The sequence below is a fragment of the Streptomyces sp. NPDC050439 genome, assembly GCF_040655335.1.
GTDB lineage: Bacteria > Actinomycetota > Actinomycetes > Streptomycetales > Streptomycetaceae > Streptomyces.
Genome location: NZ_JBFAJT010000001.1, coordinates 336,581 through 357,162, shown reverse-complemented (window position 1 = coordinate 357,162; position 20,582 = coordinate 336,581). Strand labels below are relative to the sequence as shown.

General features: G+C 70.1%; 18 protein-coding genes. 11 read left to right on the top strand and 7 right to left on the bottom strand.

All coding sequences use genetic code 11. The features are described 5' to 3' along the window. Positions 1-219 precede the first annotated feature (219 nt). Positions 220-816 carry a hypothetical protein gene (locus tag AB0I66_RS01690; protein ID WP_363205664.1) on the top strand — a complete coding sequence of 199 codons (597 nt, stop codon included), beginning with the start codon at positions 220-222 and terminating at the stop codon, positions 814-816. A gap of 287 nt (positions 817-1,103) precedes the next feature. On the opposite strand, the gene AB0I66_RS01685 is transcribed toward AB0I66_RS01690, so the two are convergent. Next, a complete protein-coding gene (locus AB0I66_RS01685; RefSeq protein ID WP_363205663.1) occupies positions 1,104-1,370 on the bottom strand; it encodes a WhiB family transcriptional regulator in 267 nt (88 codons plus the stop codon). Between the two features lie 276 nt (positions 1,371-1,646). Between AB0I66_RS01685 and AB0I66_RS01680 the strand changes: the two genes are divergently transcribed. After that, complete coding sequence (locus AB0I66_RS01680; protein ID WP_363205662.1) at positions 1,647-2,603, top strand: SDR family oxidoreductase; 957 nt, start codon at positions 1,647-1,649, stop codon at positions 2,601-2,603. A gap of 182 nt (positions 2,604-2,785) precedes the next feature. Here AB0I66_RS01680 and gdhA read toward each other — a convergent pair whose 3' ends face one another. Both gdhA and AB0I66_RS01670 read right to left on the bottom strand, forming a co-directional pair. Continuing rightward, positions 2,786-4,144 carry an NADP-specific glutamate dehydrogenase gene (gdhA, locus tag AB0I66_RS01675; RefSeq protein WP_363205661.1) on the bottom strand — a complete coding sequence of 453 codons (1,359 nt, stop codon included), beginning with the start codon at positions 4,142-4,144 and terminating at the stop codon, positions 2,786-2,788. Positions 4,145-4,390: 246 nt separating this feature from the next. Beyond that, positions 4,391-5,149: a YwiC-like family protein gene (locus AB0I66_RS01670; RefSeq protein ID WP_363205660.1), complete on the bottom strand. Its 759-nt coding sequence runs from the start codon at positions 5,147-5,149 to the stop codon at positions 4,391-4,393. A gap of 329 nt (positions 5,150-5,478) precedes the next feature. Between AB0I66_RS01670 and AB0I66_RS01665 the strand changes: the two genes are divergently transcribed. From AB0I66_RS01665 to AB0I66_RS01635, 7 genes are read left to right on the top strand one after another with little or no spacing between them, the layout of a single operon-like run. Next, a complete protein-coding gene (locus tag AB0I66_RS01665) occupies positions 5,479-9,141 on the top strand; it encodes a nitrate reductase subunit alpha (RefSeq protein ID WP_363205659.1) in 3,663 nt (1,220 codons plus the stop codon). Between the two features lie 17 nt (positions 9,142-9,158). Continuing rightward, positions 9,159-10,691, top strand: a complete 1,533-nt coding sequence (gene narH, locus AB0I66_RS01660) for a nitrate reductase subunit beta (protein ID WP_363205658.1) — start codon at positions 9,159-9,161, stop codon at positions 10,689-10,691. Further along, positions 10,688-11,323, top strand: a complete 636-nt coding sequence (gene narJ, locus AB0I66_RS01655; protein WP_363205657.1) for a nitrate reductase molybdenum cofactor assembly chaperone — start codon at positions 10,688-10,690, stop codon at positions 11,321-11,323. Before narH ends, narJ begins: the two co-directional genes overlap by 4 nt. Next, complete coding sequence (narI, locus tag AB0I66_RS01650) at positions 11,323-12,051, top strand: respiratory nitrate reductase subunit gamma (protein ID WP_363206645.1); 729 nt, start codon at positions 11,323-11,325, stop codon at positions 12,049-12,051. Before narJ ends, narI begins: the two co-directional genes overlap by 1 nt. Then, a complete protein-coding gene (locus AB0I66_RS01645; protein WP_363205656.1) occupies positions 12,048-13,262 on the top strand; it encodes a TIGR04053 family radical SAM/SPASM domain-containing protein in 1,215 nt (404 codons plus the stop codon). Before narI ends, AB0I66_RS01645 begins: the two co-directional genes overlap by 4 nt. Further along, on the top strand, positions 13,250-14,677 hold the full coding sequence (gene hemG, locus AB0I66_RS01640; RefSeq protein ID WP_363205655.1) for a protoporphyrinogen oxidase: 1,428 nt from the start codon (positions 13,250-13,252) through the stop codon (positions 14,675-14,677). The genes AB0I66_RS01645 and hemG overlap by 13 nt, the downstream gene beginning before the upstream one ends. Then, a complete protein-coding gene (locus tag AB0I66_RS01635) occupies positions 14,667-15,446 on the top strand; it encodes a thioredoxin domain-containing protein (RefSeq protein WP_363205654.1) in 780 nt (259 codons plus the stop codon). The genes hemG and AB0I66_RS01635 overlap by 11 nt, the downstream gene beginning before the upstream one ends. Here the strand turns inward: AB0I66_RS01635 and AB0I66_RS01630 are convergent. Both AB0I66_RS01630 and AB0I66_RS01625 read right to left on the bottom strand, forming a co-directional pair. Beyond that, a complete protein-coding gene (locus AB0I66_RS01630) occupies positions 15,409-16,455 on the bottom strand; it encodes a MerR family transcriptional regulator (RefSeq protein ID WP_363205653.1) in 1,047 nt (348 codons plus the stop codon). The genes AB0I66_RS01635 and AB0I66_RS01630 overlap by 38 nt on opposite strands. A 3-nt stretch (positions 16,456-16,458) precedes the next feature. After that, positions 16,459-17,184 carry a HEAT repeat domain-containing protein gene (locus AB0I66_RS01625; RefSeq protein WP_363205652.1) on the bottom strand — a complete coding sequence of 242 codons (726 nt, stop codon included), beginning with the start codon at positions 17,182-17,184 and terminating at the stop codon, positions 16,459-16,461. A 91-nt stretch (positions 17,185-17,275) separates the two neighbouring features. Between AB0I66_RS01625 and AB0I66_RS01620 the strand changes: the two genes are divergently transcribed. Both AB0I66_RS01620 and AB0I66_RS01615 read left to right on the top strand, forming a co-directional pair. After that, on the top strand, positions 17,276-18,112 hold the full coding sequence (locus AB0I66_RS01620; RefSeq protein WP_363205651.1) for an LLM class flavin-dependent oxidoreductase: 837 nt from the start codon (positions 17,276-17,278) through the stop codon (positions 18,110-18,112). A gap of 110 nt (positions 18,113-18,222) precedes the next feature. Then, positions 18,223-18,735, top strand: a complete 513-nt coding sequence (locus tag AB0I66_RS01615) for a nucleoside deaminase (protein WP_363206644.1) — start codon at positions 18,223-18,225, stop codon at positions 18,733-18,735. 112 nt (positions 18,736-18,847) lie between these two features. On the opposite strand, the gene AB0I66_RS01610 is transcribed toward AB0I66_RS01615, so the two are convergent. Next, entirely contained in the window at positions 18,848-19,348 is a 501-nt protein-coding gene (locus AB0I66_RS01610; RefSeq protein WP_363205650.1) for a cupin domain-containing protein, read from the bottom strand. Positions 19,349-19,371: 23 nt separating this feature from the next. Further along, positions 19,372-20,559, bottom strand: coding sequence for an MFS transporter (locus AB0I66_RS01605; protein ID WP_363205649.1), 1,188 nt, complete (start codon positions 20,557-20,559; stop codon positions 19,372-19,374). Positions 20,560-20,582: the final 23 nt, after the last annotated feature.

Genomic DNA, 20,582 nt, shown 5'->3' with positions numbered 1-20,582 from the left:
TGGGATGCGGCCCAAAGCTCAGCGCCCGGCGCCCCCGGGGCCAGCCGCGCGGAGTGCGCATGTCACGAATCCAACACGACGCCTTCACGTCTCCCTCACAGGGCGCATTATGCGCAGAGAGCGCACAACCCGCAGGGGGGACCCATGAGTAACGCCACGCCACCGCCGCTTCCGCCCGCCTTCCCTCCGCCCCCGCCTCCGCCGCCGGCGAAGAAGAGTTTGAGCAATGGCGTCGTCATCGGCTCGGCAGCCGCAGTCATCGTGGCAGTGGTCGCGACGGGCTTCGTCGTCGTCAATAGCCGCGATGACGACAAGAAGTCGGAGACCACCAGCGCCGCCAACTCCGCGGCGTCCGACGACGTGGTCGCGGACGAGGAAGAGCCACTCGAGGAGCCGGAGCCGGAGCCGGAAAGCACAGGCCCGGAGGTGGCCGGCCTCAACGACTCCGTGACGTACAGCAATGATGTCGGGCTGAGCCTGTCGAAGTTCGTGCGTGGGACGTCCAGTGAGTACGGCTCACCCGAGAACACGCCGTACGTGAAGTTCAGTGTGCGGGTGAAGAACGACGGGAAGTCGACCGTCGATACGTCGGGCTTCACTGCCAGTTGCTCTTACGGCAAGGCCGGTAAGTCAAGTGAATCGATCTTTGATTCCGAGCAAGGGCTGGACGGTGGCCCCGACACACGGCTTCTCGCCGGCCGGTCCATCACGGTGACGTGGGCGTGCGAGATGCCGAAGTCGGAGAAGACGATCCAGATCGAGGTCGCGCCGGACATGGAGACCGAGACGGCGATCTTCACGGGGAGCGTGAAGTAGACGCGTAGCGGTCACGGTGTTGCCCCGTCCGGTTGCCACGGGCGGGGCCGTTCAACCGGGTGCCCTCCGGGCACCGACGGGTACGCGGCGGCGGCGCAATTCCTCTCGGCCAGGTGCCGCCGCTGGACAGGCGACGTCCACGTGATCGGCCTACGTTGAAGGCCCAGGGCCCCCCGTCGGAACCGTAAGAGGGGGCTCTCCGGAAGGAGTGGCCGTCGTGGCTGACAGGGTCGGTCGGTGCACCTTGATCTACACCTCGGTCTGCCGCTGGCGCTGCCGCCCGCGGGTCATGTTCTGGCCGGGGTCCTGCGGGCCGCGGCCCTGGTCGTCCTGCGTCGCCGCCGCGACCGCTCGTCCTCGCCCATTCCGCCCCACACACCCGCGGCCTGCCCCGTCTCCAGTGCCCAGTTCCGGCACCGGTCGAGGACCGGGCAGCGGTGACACACCCGCTTCGCGGCGAGCAGGTCCTCCTCGGCGGGGCCCGACGTGCCGACCGGGAAGAACATCTCGGGGTCTTCGTCAATACAGGCGGCTTGCCGCCACCACAGCTCCATGACGCCTCCTTGCGGCGCCGGATCAAGACCGCGCCGCCAGATTGGTTGTGCCGTGTTCACGCTCGACTCAAGGCCGGGTTCCCTGGGCGCACCGGGTGAAACAGAGGGCACACCAGTCACGCTCAGCGCGCCAGAAGGCGCCCAGAAAGCAGGTCCGGAAGGAAGATCCCGACGGCACGGGGATCGAAGCGTCCCCGACCGGGAACCCGGCGACGACCACGACGCCATCTGAGAAGGGAACGCCGAGCGCTCATGGCACACACAACGGAAGAATCCTTGGCAGGGCAGACCGCACTCGTCACCGGAGGGTCGCGGGGACTTGGTCTGCTGATGGCCGACCGGCTGGCTGCGCGCGGCTGCACAGTGATCATTGCTGCCCGTGATGCCGATGAGCTCGCGGCCGCCCAGAAGAAGCTGCTGCACCGTCGGCCCGACGTCGCCGTGCACACCTCGGTCTGCGACGTACGTGACCAGGAGGCGGTGCACGCGATGTTCCGGGCTGCCCACGACAGCTGCGGCGGGCCGGACATCGTCATCGCCAACGCCGGCGTGATCCAGGTGGCGCCGGTGGAAGCCATCGGCGCCAAGGAGTTCAGGGACGCCATGGACACGATGTACATGGGGGCCGTGCACACCTGCCTCGAAGCGCTTCCCTATCTCAGGGAAAGCGAGCAGGGAGGGCGGCTGGGCGTCATCTCCTCGGTGGGCGGGCTCATGGGCGTGCCCCACCTCCTGCCCTACGCGGGTGCCAAAGCTGCCGCCGGTGTCCTGGCCGAGGGCTTGCACGCCGAAGCCGCCGGGAGCGGTGTCAGCGTCACCGCGGTGTATCCGGGGCTGATGCGGACCGGGTCGCATCTGCAGGCCGAGTTCGGCGGCGTACGCAGCAAGGAGTACGGCTGGTTCTCCGCGGCGGCGGGGGCGCCGCTGGTCTCGATGAACGCGCAACGCGCTGCGGAACGCATCGTCAAGGGCGTCGTCCGGCGCCGTACTCGGCTGGTCCTGACGCCCCTGGCTCGTGCCGCCGACCTGGCCCACGGCCTGGCGCCCGCCGTGACGACGCGCCTCAACGGCGTGGTGGCACGGCTGCTGCCGCAGGCTCCCTCCGGACGTCCGCGGCTGCGTCGCGGTGCCGAGGTCGACCCGCCGAAGGGAGCGGTGAGCGGCCGCTTCCAGACGTGGGGGAGCGCCTTAAACGAGCGTGCCGCCGACGCCTACAACGAGCGCGAGAGCTGACCGATCGGGCCCGGGCAAGGCCCCGGGCCGCCTGCCCGTGCCGGACGACGATTCCGGCTCGGTCGAGGCGCCCCGGGTGATACCGGTGGCCGCAGCGAGCCATTGCAATTCGAGGCGATGAGCCGGGCGCCCAGGCCAGCCGTCCAGGGCGCCCCGCTCCTCGCTGCCGTCAAGGCACCGGCTCAGATCACGCCCTGGGCCAGCATCGCGTCCGCGACCCGCTCGAAGCCCGCGATGTTGGCGCCCGTCACGTAGTCGCCGGGGGCCTCGTAGCGTTCCGCGGTCTCGTGGCAGGTGCTGTGGATGTCGTTCATGATGTGCGTCAGTTCTTCCTCGACCCGGGCCGCCGGCCACGACGTACGGGCGTGGTTCTGGGCCATCTCCAGGGCGCTGACCGCGACGCCGCCCGCGTTGGCCGCCTTGCCGGGGCCGAAGGCCACACCGGCCTGCTGGAACAGGCGTACCGCATCAGGCGTCGTCGGCATGTTGGCGCCCTCCGAGACCGCCTTCACGCCGTTGCGGATCAGGGCGGCCGCGTCGTCGGCCTCCAGCTCGTTCTGCGTGGCCGACGGCAGCGCGATGTCGGCGGGAACCTCCCAGACCCGCCCGCCCGGAACGAAGCGGGCCGAGGCGCCCCGCCGCTCGGCGTAGGTGTCGACCCGGCCGCGCTCGACCTCCTTGATCTGCTTGAGGAGGTCGAGGTCGATGCCCTTCTCGTCGACCACGTACCCGGACGAGTCCGAGCAGGTCACGGCGTTGGCGCCGAGGGCGGCCAGCTTTTCGATGGTGTAGATGGCGACGTTGCCGGAGCCGGAGACGACCGCCGTGCGGCCTTCCAGGTCCTCGCCGCGCTCGCGCAGCATCGCCGCCGCGAAGAGGACGTTGCCGTACCCGGTGGCCTCCGGACGGATCAGCGAGCCGCCCCAGCCCTGGCCCTTGCCGGTCAGGACGCCGGCTTCCCAGCGGTTGGTGATGCGTCGGTACTGGCCGAACAGATAGCCGATCTCCCGGCCGCCCACGCCGATGTCACCCGCGGGTACGTCCGTGTGCTCGCCGATGTGCCGGTGCAGCTCCGTCATGAACGACTGGCAGAAGCGCATGACCTCCGCGTCGCTGCGGCCGTGCGGCTGGAAGTCGCTGCCTCCCTTGCCGCCGCCGATGCCGAGACCGGTCAGCGCGTTCTTGAAGATCTGCTCGAAACCCAGGAACTTGATGACGCCGAGGTTCACCGACGGATGGAAACGCAGGCCGCCCTTGTACGGGCCGAGCGCGCTGTTGAACTCCACCCGGAAACCACGGTTGACGTGGACGTGACCCCGGTCGTCCTGCCACGGCACCCGGAACAGGACCTGCCGCTCGGGCTCGCACAGCCGCTCGATCAGGCCGGGCTCGGCGTACTCGGGGCGGGCTGCGATGACCGGCGCCAGCGTCTCCAGGACTTCGTGTACGGCCTGGATGAACTCCGGCTGGGCCGGGTTGCGGTGCTCGATCTCGCCGAGCAGCTGCGCGAGCGTGGTCTTCGTCTCGGATCGCGTGGTCAAGGGAGCCCTTTCTGGCACGGCTGACACCGGGGGAGCGGTACGGACCACGCCGCGCACTGGTGGCGTGCTCCGATCCAGCCCGGTCGGGACGCTCGGCGCCGTTGCCGCGCGCGTGACACTCATGTATTACGCGCATGTAAACACACTGACCAGCGTCCGGGTCCAGGGTGCGACCACAATGCGAGATCAAGCGCACGCCACGCGTCAACCGCACTCCACCGCGCGTCAACGGCCGTACGCCGAGCGTCAGCCGCCGTACGTCGCGACGAGCGCCCCGAGCAGGGCCAGCGAAAGGGCCATCTCCAGGGCTCCGACCACCGGCGCCCGTACCCTGCCGCGCGTCGGCATCCACACCGCGCGGAGGAAGCAGACGCCGAAGAAGACCACGAGCGTCACGGGCATGTGTATGCCGAACGTCACTGCCACCGCGCCGGCGTGCCAGACAGCGGACGCCCATCGGTACGGAGAGCTGCCCCGCTCCCGGATCATCGTCTTGACGTAGAGGACCGTGCCCGCGAAGTAGAGCAGGCAGGCGAGCGTCGGGCGCCAGGCGTGGCCGAGGTCGCCGCCACCCATGAGGAGCGCGACCGGGAGCATTCCGCAGGCGGGGATCACGGCGGCGATCCCGTTCGGCAGGGCCCGCTCGCGATTGCGCCACGCGTACGCGCAATTGACGGCGAGGAACGGCACCGCGCACGCCCCGGCCGCCAGCAGCCACGGCGCGTGGACGACCAGCGCCACGGCGAGAGGCAGCAGGGCGAGGAGGAAGACCTGGGCGGGTAGCGCGTGTCGTTGGGCGGCCCGGGGGTTGCGGGAGTGCCGGCGCAGCCGCAGCCACTGCTGTACGTGGAACGTGGCGAGGTACCCCAGCAGCCAGGCCAGAAGCAGGACGGCGTGCCAGGGAGTGGGGGCGCCGAGGAACATTCCGGTGAGGAACGGGACCACGAGCATGGCCCACGCCCCGTGCTGATTGGGCAGCCACCGCCGGACGGCACGCGATGCCATGACAACCCCCTTCGCGGCCTTCTCGAACCTCTCGGCCGTCTCCAGCCTGTCAGTGAACCTGCCGCGTGGTTGCAGCCGTTGGTCCCGATCCGGCCGGGCGAACGTCCCGGGAACCGGGGTCCGTGACGCGCTGCCCCGCCGTCCGAATCCGTCGCGCCCCGCGCTCCCCATAAGTACGGGCCTTGGTCCCGCCCCCATGGGACCAATGCCGTGAAATCACCGCAGGGCGCCCACATAGTGTCATCGCGTACCGATCTTCGTACCGGTGCTTGCGCCACATCGGGCGCGCCGCGGCGCGCCCGATCCGTCGATGTCCATGAGGAGTCCGGGTGCAGCAGAAGCAAGGCGGCGACCCCGCCGACCTCCTGATCAGGGCCGGCCGTTTCTTCAGCCGGGATGTGGTCTCCGACGATCTGCGGACGGTGACCCGTTCCGGGGGCCGTGACGCGGAGTCGTTCTATCGGGACCGTTGGAGCCACGACAAGGTCGTGCATTCGACGCACGGCGTGAACTGCACCGGGTCCTGCCGGTGGAAGGTGTACGTCAAGGACGGCATCATCACGTGGGAGACGCAGGCGACGGACTATCCGAGCGTCGGCCCGGACCGGCCGGAGTACGAGCCGCGCGGCTGCCCGCGCGGTGCCTCCTTCTCCTGGTACACCTACTCGCCGACCAGGGTGCGCTATCCCTACGTCCGCGGCGCCCTGATCGAGATGTACCGGGAGGCGAAGGCCCGCCTGAAGGACCCGGTGCTCGCCTGGGCGGACATTCAGAGTGACCCCGAGCGGCGGCGCAGGTATCAGCAGGCGCGTGGCAAGGGCGGTCTGGTGCGGGCCACTTGGGACGAGGCCCTGGAGATCGTCGCTGCCGCGCACGTGCACACCATCAAGGCGCACGGTCCCGACCGGGTCGCCGGGTTCTCGCCGATTCCCGCCATGTCGATGGCATCGCACGCGGCGGGCGCGCGGTTCCACTCGCTGATCGGCGCCCCGATGCTGTCGTTCTACGACTGGTACGCCGATCTGCCGGTCGCCTCGCCGCAGGTGTTCGGCGACCAGACCGACGTACCCGAATCGGGAGACTGGTGGGATGCCGCGTACCTGATGATGTGGGGCTCGAACGTTCCCGTCACCAGGACTCCTGACGCGCACTGGATGACCGAGGCCCGCTACCGGGGCCAGAAGGTCGTCGCCGTCTCGCCGGACTACGCGGACAACACGAAGTTCGCCGACGAATGGATGCACCCGCACCCCGGCACCGACGGCGCGCTCGCCCTGGCGATGGGCCACGTGATCCTCAAGGAGTTCTTCGTCGACCGGCGGACGGACTTCTTCGCCGACTACGTGGGCAAGTTCACCGATCTGCCGTTCCTGATCACCTTGAAGGAGACGGACTCCGGGCTCGTCCCGCACAAGTTCCTCAACGCCGCCGATCTGGGCCAGGACGTCGAGAACGCCGAGTGGAAGCCGGTTGTGCTCGACGACGCCACCGGCGAGCCGACCGTCCCGAACGGGACCCTCGGGCACCGCTGGGGCAGCGGCGAGAAGCCGGAGTGGAACCTCGACCTCGGTGGCATCGTCCCCCGGCTGAGTCTGTACGCGAGCGGCTGCGAGAGCGCCGAGGTGATCCTTCCCCGCTTCGAGGAAGGCGCTCCCGCCACCGAGCGCCGCGGGGTTCCCGTGCGGCGGGTCGGCGGCCAGGACGGACCGCTCGTGACGACCGTGTTCGACCTGATGCTGGCGCAGTACGCAGTCGGCCGCCCGGGGCTCCCGGGGAACTGGCCGACGTCGTACGAGGACGCGGACACGCCCGGCACGCCCGGCTGGCAGGAGACGCTGACGTCGGTCCCGGCCGCCCAAGCCGTCCGTGTGGCACGGGAGTTCGCCGACACCGCCGAGCGGTCGCAGGGCCGCTGCATGATCCTGATGGGGGCCGGGACCAACCACTGGTTCCACTCCGAGACCATCTACCGCGCCTTCCTCGCGCTGCTGACCCTGACCGGCTGCCAGGGCCGCAACGGCGGCGGCTGGGGGCACTACGTCGGTCAGGAGAAGTGCCGGCCGGTCACCGGGTGGGCCACCCTGGCCGCCGCGTCGGACTGGTCGCGGCCGCCCCGCCAGATGATCGGCGCGGGCTGGTTCTACCTCCACACCGACCAGTGGCGCTACGACACCCTGCCCGCCGAGGCGCTGGCGTCACCCCTCGGCGACGGCCGCTTCGGCGGCATGACCGGCGTGGACTGCCTTGCCGCATCGGCCCGTATGGGGTGGATGCCCTCGTACCCGACGTTCGACCGCAACTCCCTGGATCTGGGCGAGGCCGACGATCCCGTCGCGCACACGGTGCACCAACTCAAGGCGGGGAAGCTGAAGTTCGCCGCCGAGGACCCCGACGCGCCGCAGAACTGGCCGCGCGTGATGACCGTGTGGCGGGCCAATCTCCTCGGCTCCAGCTCCAAGGGCAACGAGTACTTCCTCAAGCACCTCCTCGGCACCCACTCCAACCTGCCCGACGACGGGCCGCGCTGCACTCCGCGCGATGTGACGTACCGGGAGGACGACGTCGAGGGAAAGCTCGACCTGCTGCTCTCGCTCGACTTCCGCATGACGTCCACGACGCTCCTGTCCGACGTGGTGCTGCCCGCGGCGACCTGGTACGAGAAGCACGACCTCTCGTCGACGGACATGCACCCCTTCCTGCATGCCTTCACCCCCGCGATCGACCCGCCCTGGCAGGCCCGCTCCGACTACGACATCTTCCTCGCCCTGGCCCGTCGCTTCAGCGATCTGGCGGGCGAGCACCTCGGCGTACGCAGGGACCTGGTGGCCACCGCGCTCCAGCACGACACACCGGGCGGCGAGATGGCGCAGCCGGGCGGCGTCGCCCTGGACTGGTCGAAGGGGGAGTGCGAGCCGATACCCGGCCGCACCATGTACAACCTGGGCGTCGTGGAGCGCGACTACGGGGCGATCGGCGAGAAGTTCGCCGCGCTCGGTCCGCTCGTCGACACCCTCGGCGTGACGACGAAGGCGGTCACCTTCGAGGTGGGCGAAGAGGTCGCCTACCTGCGGGAGAAGAACGGCGCGGTCCGCGGGGGAGTGGCCGACGGGCGCCCCCGCCTGGACACGGCGCAGCGGGCCTGCGAGGCCATCCTTCGCCTGTCCGGTACGTCCAACGGTCGTCTGGCCACCCAGGGCTTCCACACCCTGGAGGCCAGTACGGGCCAGGAGATGGCGCACCTGGCCGCCGAGCACGAGGGCAAGCGGGTCACCTTCGCGGACACCCAGGCGGCGCCCGTGCCGGTGATCACCTCACCGGAGTGGTCGGGCAGCGAGTCCGGCGGCAGGCGCTACACCGCCTTCACCGTCAACACCGAACACCTCAAGCCGTGGCACACCTTGACGGGGCGTCAGCACTTCTTCATCGATCACGACTGGATGCACGAGGTCGGCGAGGCGCTGCCAGTCTACAAGCCACCGCTGAACATGCACCGCCTCTACGGGGAGCCGGAGTTGGGCACGGTCGGCGACGAGCGCGAGGTGGCCGTGCGGTTCCTCACCCCGCACAACAAGTGGGCCATCCACTCCCAGTACCAGGACAACCTGTACATGATGACGCTCGGCCGCGGCGGCCAGACCGTGTGGATGTCACCGCAGGACGCGGACGCCATCGGCGTACGCGACAACGAGTGGGTGGAGGCCGTCAACCGCAACGGCGTCGTCACCGCCCGCGCGATCGTCTCGCACAAGATGCCGCCCGGCACCGTCTACATGAACCACGCCCAGGAACGCACCGTCGGCGTGCCCAAGACGCGCAGGACGGGAAAGCGCGGCGGCATCCACAACTCACTCACCCGCATCATGCTCAAGCCCACTCATCTCGTCGGCGGCTACGCCCAGTTGACGTGGGCCTTCAATTACCTGGGCCCCACGGGCAACCAACGTGACGAGGTGACGGTCATCCGCCGCAGGTCGCAGGCTGTGTCTTACTAGAAACGTGGAGTACTGACATGCGTGTCATGGCACAAGTGGCGATGGTGATGAACCTCGACAAGTGCATCGGCTGCCACACCTGTTCCGTCACCTGCAAGCAGGCGTGGACCAACCGGCGCGGCACCGAGTACGTCTGGTTCAACAACGTCGAGACCCTCCCCGGCCAGGGTTACCCGCGCCGCTGGCAGGACCAGGACCGCTGGAAGGGCGGCTGGGAGCGCACCCGCTCCGGCCGCCTTCGCCTGCGGGCCGGCGGCCGGGCGAAGCGGCTCGGCACGATCTTCGCCAACCCCGACCTGCCGACCGTCGACGACTACTACGAGCCGTGGACCTACGAGTACAAGAACCTCACCGAGGCCCCCGCCGGCGACGACATGCCGGTCGCGCGCCCGTACTCGCAGACCACCGGTGAGCCGATCGACACGATCCAGTGGGGGCCGAACTGGGACGACAACCTCGGCGGCGCCCCCGAGCACGGCTCCAAGGACCCGATCGTCGAGCGCATCAGGGACCAGGTCGGCGAACGCATCCGCTTCGAGTTCGAGCAGAGCTTCATGTTCTATCTGCCGCGGGTCTGCGAGCACTGCCTCAACCCGGCCTGCGTCTCGGCCTGCCCCTCGGGTGCCATGTACAAGCGCGCCGAGGACGGCATCGTGCTCGTGGACCAGCACGACTGCCGGGGCTGGCGGATGTGCGTCAGCGCCTGCCCGTACAAGAAGGTGTACTTCAACCACGCCACCGGCAAGGCGGAGAAGTGCACGTTCTGCTTTCCGCGCGTCGAGATCGGCATGCCGACGATCTGCTCCGAGACCTGCGTCGGGCGCATGCGCTACCTCGGCGTGATGCTCTACGACGCGGACAAGGTGACCGAGGCGGCGGCCGTGGAAGACGAACACGACCTGTACCCCGCCCAGTTGGAGTGTTTCCTCGATCCGCGTGACCCGGCGGTGATCGAGGCCGCGCGGGCGAACGGCATCAGCGACGAGTGGCTGGACGCGGCACGCCGTTCCCCGGTGTTCGACCTGATCCGCACCTACCAGGTGGCGCTCCCGCTGCGTCCCGAATACCGCACCATGCCCATGGTCTGGTACGTCCCGCCGCTGTCCCCCGTGGTGGAGGCGGTGGCCGCCAGTGGTCACGACGGCGAGGACGCGGGGAATCTCTTCGGCGCCATCGACAGCATGCGGATCCCCGTCGAGTACCTCGCCGAACTGCTCACCGCGGGCGACACCTACCCCGTGGACGCCGTGCTGCGCCGCATGGCCGCGATGCGGGCCCACATGCGCGGCCGCAACCTCGGCGAAGAGCCGGACCCGAAAATAGCGGCGTCCGTGCGCCTGACCGGACAGGAGCTGGAGGACATGTTCCGGCTCCTTGCCATCGCCAAGTACGAGGACCGCTACGTCATCCCCACCGCGGCCCGCGCCGACGCGGACGCCCTGGCCGACTCCCACCCGATGCCGGATGCCGCATGCCCGGTGGGCTCGGCGGGTCCGGTGCCGAACGAACCCGTGCTGCTCAACCTGCCGACCCTGCGGAGGCCCGCATGACACCGGACGCCACCGTGCGGCTCGCGGCTGCGCGCCTGCTGGTCCACCCCGACGAGCACATGTATCAACAACTGCCGCTCATCCGGGAGGTGAGCGAGGGCCTCGACGGCGGGCCGGACGGCCACCTCGCCGCCTTCCTGGCCCACATGGACGAGGCACGCCCCCTCGACCTGGCCGCGCACCACGCCTCCGTCTTCGACACCCGCAATCGCCGCTGCCCCTACCTGACCTGGTGGACCGACGGCGACACCCGCAACCGCGGCCTCTCCCTCGTCCGCGTGAAGAGCGTCTACCGCGAACACGGCCTGGAGTTCGGCGGCGAGGAACTGCCCGACTACCTGCCCGTGATGCTGGAGTTCGCGGCACTGGAGCCGGCCGCGGGCACCGCACTGCTCCAGGAGCACCGCGCCGGGCTCGAACTCCTGCGGCTTGCGCTCACCGAACACGGCACCCCCTACGCGCATCTCCTCCAGGCCGTCTGCGCCACGCTCCCCGGCCCTTCGCCCGCCACCCGCGAGGAGGCCAAGGCGCTGGCCCGCCAGGGGCCGCCGCGCGAGAGCGTCGGCCTCGAACCCCTCGGCCCCGGCATCGAACTGCCCTGGCCCGCTCTGCCCGAAAGGACCCCGGCGTGATGGACCTGCTGCTGTGGGGCGTCCTGCCCTACGTCGTCCTCGTCCTGCTCGTCTCGGGCCTGGTCTGGCGCTCGCGCCACGACCGCTTCGGCCTGACGACCCACTCCTCCCAACTGCACGAGTCACGACTGCTGCGCATCGGCTCCCCGCTGTTCCACTTCGGCATGGCGTTCGTGGTGATCGGCCACGTGGTGGGGCTGCTGATCCCGCAGGGCTGGACGGACGCGGTCGGCGTGGACGACCACCTCTACCACCTCGTCGCGGTGTCGACCGGCGCACTCGCGGGCATCGCGGCGGTGACCGGCATCGGCATCCTCGTGTACCGCCGCCGCACCGTGCCGGGTGTGCGCCGGGCGACGCTGCGCAGCGACCACCTCATGTACACCGTGCTGATCGGCGCGATGCTCCTGGGCCTCACCGCGACGCTTCTCAACTCGGCCGGAATGAGCGGGGACTACAACTACCGCGAGGGCATCTCGGTCTGGTTCCGCTCCCTGTTCACGCTCCAGCCGGACTACGCGCTGATGACAGGCACCCCCCTGGCCTTCAAGCTGCACATCCTCTTCGGCTTCGCACTCATCACCCTCATCCCGTACTCCCGCCTGGTCCACATGTTCAGCGCTCCGGTGCGCTACCTCTTCCGGCCGTTCGTCGTCTACCGGCGTCGGGACCCGCATCAGCAGCCCGCGCAGCGTGCGCCCAGGCGCGGCTGGGAGCGAGTGCGATGAAGGGCGACCGGACCGTACGAAGCCCGCGCCACGCCGTCGCGGAACGCCCGTTCATCGTGATCTGGGAATCCACCAGAGCCTGCCCTCTCGCCTGCCTCCACTGCCGGGCCACCGCCCAACCCGAGCGTGACCCGCACGAGTTGAGCGCCTCCGAGGCGCGGGACCTGATGCGACAGACCGCGGAGTTCGGGCGGCCGTCACCTCTGTTCGTGATCACCGGCGGTGACCCGTTCCAGCGCCGCGACCTCACCGACCTGATCGCATACGGAACCTCGCTGGGCCTGCGCATCGCCGTGTCGCCCTCCGGGACGCCCACGCTGAACCGCGCCAACCTGACGGCGGTACGCGACGCGGGCGCGGTGGCCCTTTCGCTGTCCCTGGACGGATCGACGGCCGAGCGGCACGACACCTTCCGAGGGGTCGACGGTGTCTTCGAGTGGACCCTGGAGGGCTGGCGCACGGCACGCGATCTCGGCCTCAAGGTACAGATCAACACGACCCTCACCCGGCACAGCCTGAGCGACCTCGCCGACATCGCCGCGCTGGTGCGCCGCGAGGGAGCCATGCTCTGGTCCGGTTTCCTCCTGGTGCCCACCGGCCGCGGAACACAGCTGGACGGTCTGACGCCGCAGGAGGTGGAGGACGCGATGCACTTCCTCTACGACTGCGGAGCGGTGATCGCCACCAAGACCACGGAGGGGCACCACTTCCGGCGCGTGGCGGTGCAGCGAGCCATCCACGCCGAACGCGGAACCCGTCCCCAGGTAGGCCCCCTCCACCGAGAACTGACGCGGCGAGCAAACGAGTTGGGGCTCTTCGAGGGGGCGCTACGGGCACGGCGCAGGCCGCCGATGGACGTGTCGTCGGCCCGCGGCTTCGTCTTCGTGTCCCACACCGGAGAGGTGCACCCGAGCGGCTTCCTGCCGGTGTCGGCGGGCAACGTCAAGCACGGTTCCCTGCCGGACATCTACCGCACGTCCGACCTGTTCGTCTCCCTGCGCGATCCCGCCCGCCTCGGCGGAAAGTGCGCGCACTGCGAGTTCCGTCAGGTCTGCGGCGGCTCACGATCCCGCGCCCACGCGGTCCTCGGCGACATGTTCGCCGAGGACCCCTACTGCGCCTACCAGCCGGGCGCCTTCCCCCACCAGGCCGAGCTGCGAGCCGTCCTCGCGCCGGCCTCCTCCCGAAGTGGATCCTCATGCGATCGGTAACCGTCATCGGCGCGGGCGTCAGCGGCCTCTCCGCAGCGTGGGCGCTGCGCGACACGGCACGCGTCACCGTGCTCGACAGCGCGCCCCGGGTGGGCGGCAAGATGCGTACCGGTCGTGTCGCCGGCGCTCCGGCGGACCTGGGCGCGGAGTCCATGGTGACGACGGGACCCGACGCCGTGCGGCTCGCGGAGGCCGTCGGCCTGGGTGACTCGCTGTGCGAGCCCGCCGTCGCGCCGGTCACGATATGGACGCGCGACGCACTGCGGCCCATGCCGCCAGGACACCTCATGGGCATCCCGTCGAGACCCGAACTCCTGCCGAATACAGGCCTGTTGTCCGAGGAAGGTCTACGGCGTCTCCAGCTCGGCGACGACCTCGAACCGCTCCCGCCGGCCACGGACGTGACCGTCGGCGGCTACCTGGAACCCCTCATCGGGAGGGAGGCGGTGGAGCGGCTCGTCGCCCCGGTGCTCGGCGGCATCTACGGCGGCGACGTCTTCCGTCTGTCCCTTGCCTCGGCGCTGCCCTTCCTCACCGGCATCACCCGCTCCGGCGAACCGCTCATGACCGCTCTACGGCGCCGCGAGGCCGCCCGCGCGGGTGCTCCACGGACCGTGCCGGTACGCGGTGTCCGCGGCGGCATGGGGCGCCTCGCACAGGCGATCACGGAAGCATCCGGAGCGACGGTCCTGACCGGCACGACAGCCCGCTCCCTGCGCCCGCGGCCCGACCGGGACGAGGGATGGCGCGTCCACGCCGACACCGACGACGGGCCACTCGCCCTCGACGCGGATGCCGTGATCCTCGCCGTACCCTCCGACGTCGCCGCTCGGCTGCTGGGCCCACACGTGCCACGCGCCGCCGAAGCACTCGCGGAGGTCGAACACGCGAGCAGCGCGGTGGTCACCTTCGCCTTCCCCGCGGACGGCGCGGCACGGCAGGCTGCCGCGGGCCGCAACGGCTTTCTCGTGCCGCCCGTCGACGGGCGCGCCGTCAAAGGCTGCACCTTCCTCTCCGAGAAATGGCCCTGGTACGCGCAGAACACCCCCGACGTCCTCATCGTCCGCGCGTCGCTGGGACGGGCCGGGGCCGACTCGCCACTCGGCCTCACGGACCGGGCGCTGGCAGCGGCCGCCCTGTCGGACCTGACCGCGGCCCTTGGGCCCCTGGGTGATCCTTCGGCGAGCCGCGTCACCCGCTGGAAGCGCGGCCTGCCCCAGTACCACGTCGGCCATGGCGCACGCGTGGGCCTCGTCAGGGACGAACTCGCCGCTGTGCCGGGCCTCGACGTGTGCGGAGCGACGTACGAGGGCGTCGGAGTCGCGTCCTGCATCAGCAGCGGCCTGGCCGCGGCGCGCCGCGTGGCGCCCGGAACTGAGCCGTTCACGGGACAGGTGACCGCTGATGAGCAGTAGGAGGGCCGGTGGCAAGAACGTCGAGGGGAGCGAGGCGAAGCACGCGCGCTTCCGTCGGCGCGCCCTGATCGGTGGCTGCGCCGCCACCGCCGTGGCCTTTGCGGCCGGGCTCGGCCTGTCCACCGGAACCGGTACCGGCAGCAGCACGGCCGAGGAGGCGGACCGGCCACTGAGAATTCCCGCCAACTCCCAAGGGCGACACGGCACGTTGATCGCGTACGGAGACCGCGAGGCCAGGACCACCGTCAAGGTGTACGAGGACCTGCGCTGCCCGTACTGCGCGGAATTCGAGCGCAAGCTCGGCCCGACGCTCAACGAGATGGCGGACTCCGGCAAGGTCAGGGTCGAGTTCCACCTGGCAGCCTTTCTCGACAAGAGCCTGGGCGGCCAGGGCTCGAGGACATCGATCGCCGCCCTCGGAGCGGCCCTGAACGAGAGCCCGGCGAAGTTCAGGTCTTTCCACGACGTGCTCTTCGCCCATCAGCCCGAGAACGAGGGCGACGACGAGTTCGGCAGCACCGCGCGACTGCTCGAACTCGCGGGCAAGATACCTGGGTTGCGTACGCCGTCCTTCAACAAGGCGGTCAAGGAGAAGACCTACGCGGCCTGGGCTGACAAGGTCGCCGACGCCTTCTACGAGAGCGATGTGACGGGCACGCCGACCGTGCAGGCCGACGACGAGAAGCTCACCGTCATCGACGAGAACGGCCGCGCGGTCAGCCCGCAGGACTTCACTCGCCAGGTGAATGCCGTGATCGACGGACCCTAGCCGTCGACCGCGTCTCGCGCCGCTGGAGAAGGTAGGCCGCCGTCACCGCCACGGCGCGGTCCTCGTCGTGCGAGAGCTTCGTGAGGGCGCGTGATGTCGTCGTGCCCGGGATGCCTGCCATCGCCTGGGTCAGCCGGCCGCGTGCGGGCGCGCCCGTGGTGGCGTCGGCGAGGCGGTCGACGAGCCTGGTCGCGATCTGATCCGCCCTCGCGGAGTCGCTCGCAAGCACGCTCAGCGCATCGGCCGCGTCGGTGTCGTTCCTGCCGTCCACGATCATGTCGATGAGCGTGGGGACCGCAGCGGCCACCCCCCGTGCGCCGAGCGCCAGAGCCGCAGGCCCGCGGACCGCGTCGTCCGGGCTCGCAAGGGCTTGCCGCAGCAGTGCGGCGGCCTCGTCGCCCGGCATTTCGGCGAGGGACCGGACGGCACGTTCCCGCACCGCCGCCGTCGGTGAGTCGAGGCCCTCCGCCAGCAGCGTCACACCGTCCTCGCCCGACCGGGCCAGCGCCCACCGAAGGGCCCCGGCCACGTTCGGATCCGTCTCGCCGAGTGCCGCCTCCACCAAGGCCTCCACCGGCACCGGAACCTCCTCGTCCGACGTGAGCGCGGCACGCTGGCGTGCGCTCGCGCTCTTCGAGCCGAGTGCCTGGAGCAGCGCGACGACCTGGAGAACGTCCTCCCAGTCGGCGGGGTCCGCGGCATCGATCCGGCGCAGCCGGGTGAGCAGCTCGGTCTCGGCCGCGATGCGTTCGCGTGTCTGCAGGACAAGGTCTCCGACGAGCGCCGAGGGCGTGAAGCCGGGTTCATCGAGAGCGCGCCCGATCTCCCGCAGCGAGAGGCCAAGCGATCGCAGGCTCTCGACATGGAAGATCCGCCGGATGTCCTGCCCGGAGTACTCCCGATAGCCCGAGCCGGTACGGCCGGAAGGCCGCACCAGACCGAGCGACTCGTAATGCCGCAGCATGCGGGCACTGACCCCGGACCGTCGCGCCACCTCACCGATCAACACGCTTCATTGTCCCTCCGGGCCGCCCCCGCCGAGGGCCACCACACGCTTCGCTTCCTCGATCGCGAACTCGAACCCCGTGTCCGGGTCACGCAGCAGCCGTGCCGTGGCGAGGGCGTGCGTACGCGTGCGGGGGTCCTCGGCCGTCGTCGCGGCGTGCAATGCAGCCTTGACCGCTTCGCCCAGCGCGACCAGCGCCCGGCTGAGGCTCAGCTGCGTCTCCCGCTCACCGCGCCCGAGCTGCGTCACGAGGACCGCGGCCAATGCGGACTCCTCGCCTGCCGGCACGAGGATGACCGCGGCCCGCCAGGCGCTGCGCGCCACCTCCACCTCGGGGTCGGTCAGCAGCGCTCCCGTGATCGCCGGCCACGCCCGCCGGTCCCCGATCTTCGACAGCGTGTGCAGCGCCTGGCTCCGGGCCTGGGCCCGCTCCGAGCGGAGCTCGCGAAGCAGTTCGGGCAGCGTCAGAGCGACCGGATGGCGGGTGAGCGCCCAGGTCAGCATGTCCCGGACGAAGAATTCGGGCTCGATCGCGCAGCGCTCGACGAGTTTGTCGACGAAGCGCGGGTCCGGCGCCGTGCCGACCGCCAGAGCGGCTCGCAGCCGCACCGACGAACGCCCGTCCTCCAGCCCTTGCAGCGCTCGTAGCGCCTGCGTGTCGAGCGCCTCCATGTTCTGTCCCGTGACCGTCAACGAGATCACCTCCTCGCCGATCAGTGAAGACCTTGCCACCGTGTCAAGGTCAAACAGGGACGCGTGGCCGTGGCCCGACCGGTCGGCGCAACAGGCACGTCGAACGACGCTCGTTGCTAGGCTGACGCCCATGCGGATTGGCGTGAACGTCCCCAACTTCGGGCCCGGGGCGAATCCCGATCACTTGGCTCGTTGGGCCGAGACCGTGGAGGGCCTCGGCTTCGATCTGCTGATGATGTCCGATCACGTGGCGATCACGCCGGACGTGGCCGAGCAGTACCCCGCGCCTTTCTACGAGCCGTTCACCACGCTCGCCTGGATGGCCGGGCTCACGAGCGAGATCAAGCTGGGCACGACCGTCCTCATCACCCCCTACCGGCATCCTCTGCTGGTCGCCCGCATGGCCGCCAATCTGCAACAACTCAGCCGTGGCCGACTGGTGTTGGGCGTCGGGGTCGGCTGGGCGCGGGAGGAGTTCGATGCCCTCGGTGTGCCCTTCGAACGGCGCGGCGCGCTGACCGACGACCATCTGCGCACGCTGCGCACCGCGTGGGAGAACGACGCCGACTATCGATGCGGGCAGATTCCGCTCTGGATCGGCGGCAACAGTGACGCGGGCATGCGCCGGGCCGTGCGGTTCGGGGCTCCCTGGCATCCGCTGGGGTTCACGATGCCCTGGTTCAGGGAGGCGCTGCCCCGCCTGAAGGGGATCGCCGCCCAGCTCGGTCGGCCCGTGCCGGGTCTGGCGCCCAGGATTCGGCTCAACCTCACGCAGCAACCGGTCGACCACCCGGATCGCCGTGCCGGGGAAGGCACCCTGGAGCAGTTCTTCGGGGATGTCGAGGAACTGCGTGTGGCAGGCGCCGACAGCATCCTGCTCGATCCGTACCACGGTGATCCGGACGAGACCCTGCGGCCCGAAGCGGCCTGGCAGGCGCTGGCCGTCGTGGCCGCACACCGGACGTAGCGTGCGCCCCTCCGGCACCTCCCTTTACACCACTGACGCAGAAGACCGACGGACAGAGACGGAGCACAGCAGTGGCATCTCATGATCGCGACCATTCCGGGGTTGACGCCGTGCCGGCCGCCACCACCGTCACCCGAGCCGATCTGCCCTATCTGCGTCGCTGCGTCGAACTGGCGGCGGAGGCACTCGATGCCGGTGACTGGCCGTTCGGGTCCGTGCTCGTCGACGAGGGCGGCACGATCAGGGCCGAGGACCGTAACCGCGAGTCCACGACCAAGGACCCGACGGCGCACCCGGAGATCGCGCTCGCCCGCTGGGCCGCGGCCCATCTCACGCCCGACGAGCGGGCCACGGCGACCGTCTACACCTCGGGAGAACACTGCCCGATGTGCGCGGCCGCGCACGGGTGGGTCGGCCTCGGCCGCATCGTGTACGCGAGCTCGTCCCAACAGGCCCGGGAGTGGAAGGCCGAGTGGGGGGTGTCCGTCACCTCGCCCCTGAGCCCGCTGACCATTCAGGACGTCGTACCCGGCTTGGAGGTGGCCGGTCCGTCGCCCGAACTGGCGGACGAGGTGCGCGAGTTGCAGTGGCGCTTCCGTAAGGGCAAGAACGCGGAGGGCTGAGGACGGGTGAAGTCATTCCCGAGGCCCGGCAGCGTGGTGCGCTGCCGGGCCCCGGCTTGTTCCCGTGCGTTGCGTTCGCGGATCGGATGCTGCGCAGCCGCGGCACGTGACGTCAGACCATGAACTGGTCGTACTTCGCCATGTGTTCGCGCAGTTCCTCCATGCTGGGATTGCGCCCGTTGGCCGTCAGGCGGCCCAGGCCGCGGAAGTAGTCCTCGCGGTCGTAGATCGGGTAGAACATGATCAGCAGGGTGGCGTCCTCGGTGCCCCGGTTCGTGAAGCCGTGCGGCTCACCCTTGGGGACGTAGGCGAACGCGCCCGGCTCACCGACCACCTTGCGGTCGCCGATGGTGAACTCGATCTCGCCCTTGACCACGTAGAACATCTCGGTGGACTGCTTGTGGATGTGCGGGGACGCGCCCTTGGCCTCCGGAGCCATGTGATGCTCGAAGAAGCCGAACTCCCCGTTGGAGTCAGGTGTGGTGAGCTTCAGATACGTCCTCTTCGTGTCCCGGATGTCGACGTATTCGCCTTCACCAGCGGGGACGTACAGCGGAACGGACATTTTTCCCTCCAGGGTGATGTTCGTGGTGAGGAGTGGTTTGAGCCGCACACCGGATTGGTGCGCGGGGGTGATCACGTGGCCTCGGCCAGGGCCGGGTCCTGCTGGGGCGGGCGGTTCGCCTGTGCCTGCGCCCAGCGGCCGATGACCGGCGCCGCGAGGCCACAGGCGGCGAACAGCGCCGCCAGGACGACCCACCCGGTGGTGCCGGTGGTGATGACCAGGCCGATCAGAAGCGGTGCCGCGATCTGCTGGACGGCCACGCCGAGCCAGAAGACCGACAGGTAGACGCCCTCCTGACCGGACGCCGCGAGCAGATACGACCCGCCCCAGCCCCCGGCGGACTGGAACAGCTCGCCCGCGGTCAGCGCGACCATGGCGAGCAGCAGCACGCCGACGGCCACGACGACGGGCGGCTTCGGTGCCGCGACGAGCAGCAGGCAGCAAGCCGCGAGAGCCAGGCCGGCCCGCACCAGTGCCCGTGCCGAACCGGCGATGGTCTCGGTGCCCCGGCTGGCGCGTACCTGCAAGGTGACGGCCAGCACGGTGTTGACCGCCACCAGGGGCGAGATCACCGCGGCGGGGGCCTCGGTGTGCTCGACGATCCACAGGGGGATGCCGATGCTCAGCAGGGTCATGTGCATGGTGAGCACCGCGTTGATCCCGGTGAACGACAGGAACGGTTTGTCGCGCAGCGCGTCGACCGAGAAGCGGCGCCGCAGGCTCTTGGCCGCCGTGTCGAGCAGCGGCAACCGGTGGGCCAGGTAGGCGAGTACGGCGAACGAGACGGCGTTGAGCAGCAGGATCGCTCCATAGCCGGCCCGGGTGTCGATCAACAGGCCGACACCGCCGAGCAGGGCGCCGACGGTGAAGCCGACGTTGCGCAGGGACCGCAGGACCGCGACCACCCTGACCCGGTCGTCGGTCGCCGTCACCTGCCCGACCAGGGCCTGTTCCATCGGGGCCGCCGCCTTGTCGGCCAGGCCGAGCAGGCACACCACCGCGAGGAACTGCCACAGGTTCTGGACGAAGGGGTAGAGCACGAAGCAGGCGCAGCGCCACAGGCTCACCCCGACCAGGACCTTCTTCGGGCCGATCCGGTCGGCCAGGATGCCGATCGGTACCGCCGTGCCCAGGGCGATCGCGGCGGACAGGGTCAGACCGAGACTGAGTTCGCCCACCGACAGGCCGACGGACCGGGTGATGAACGGTACGGAGACGGCCAGGAAGGCACCGGTGCCGACGGCGTCGATCATCGCCATCACGGACAGTCGTAGGCCGACCG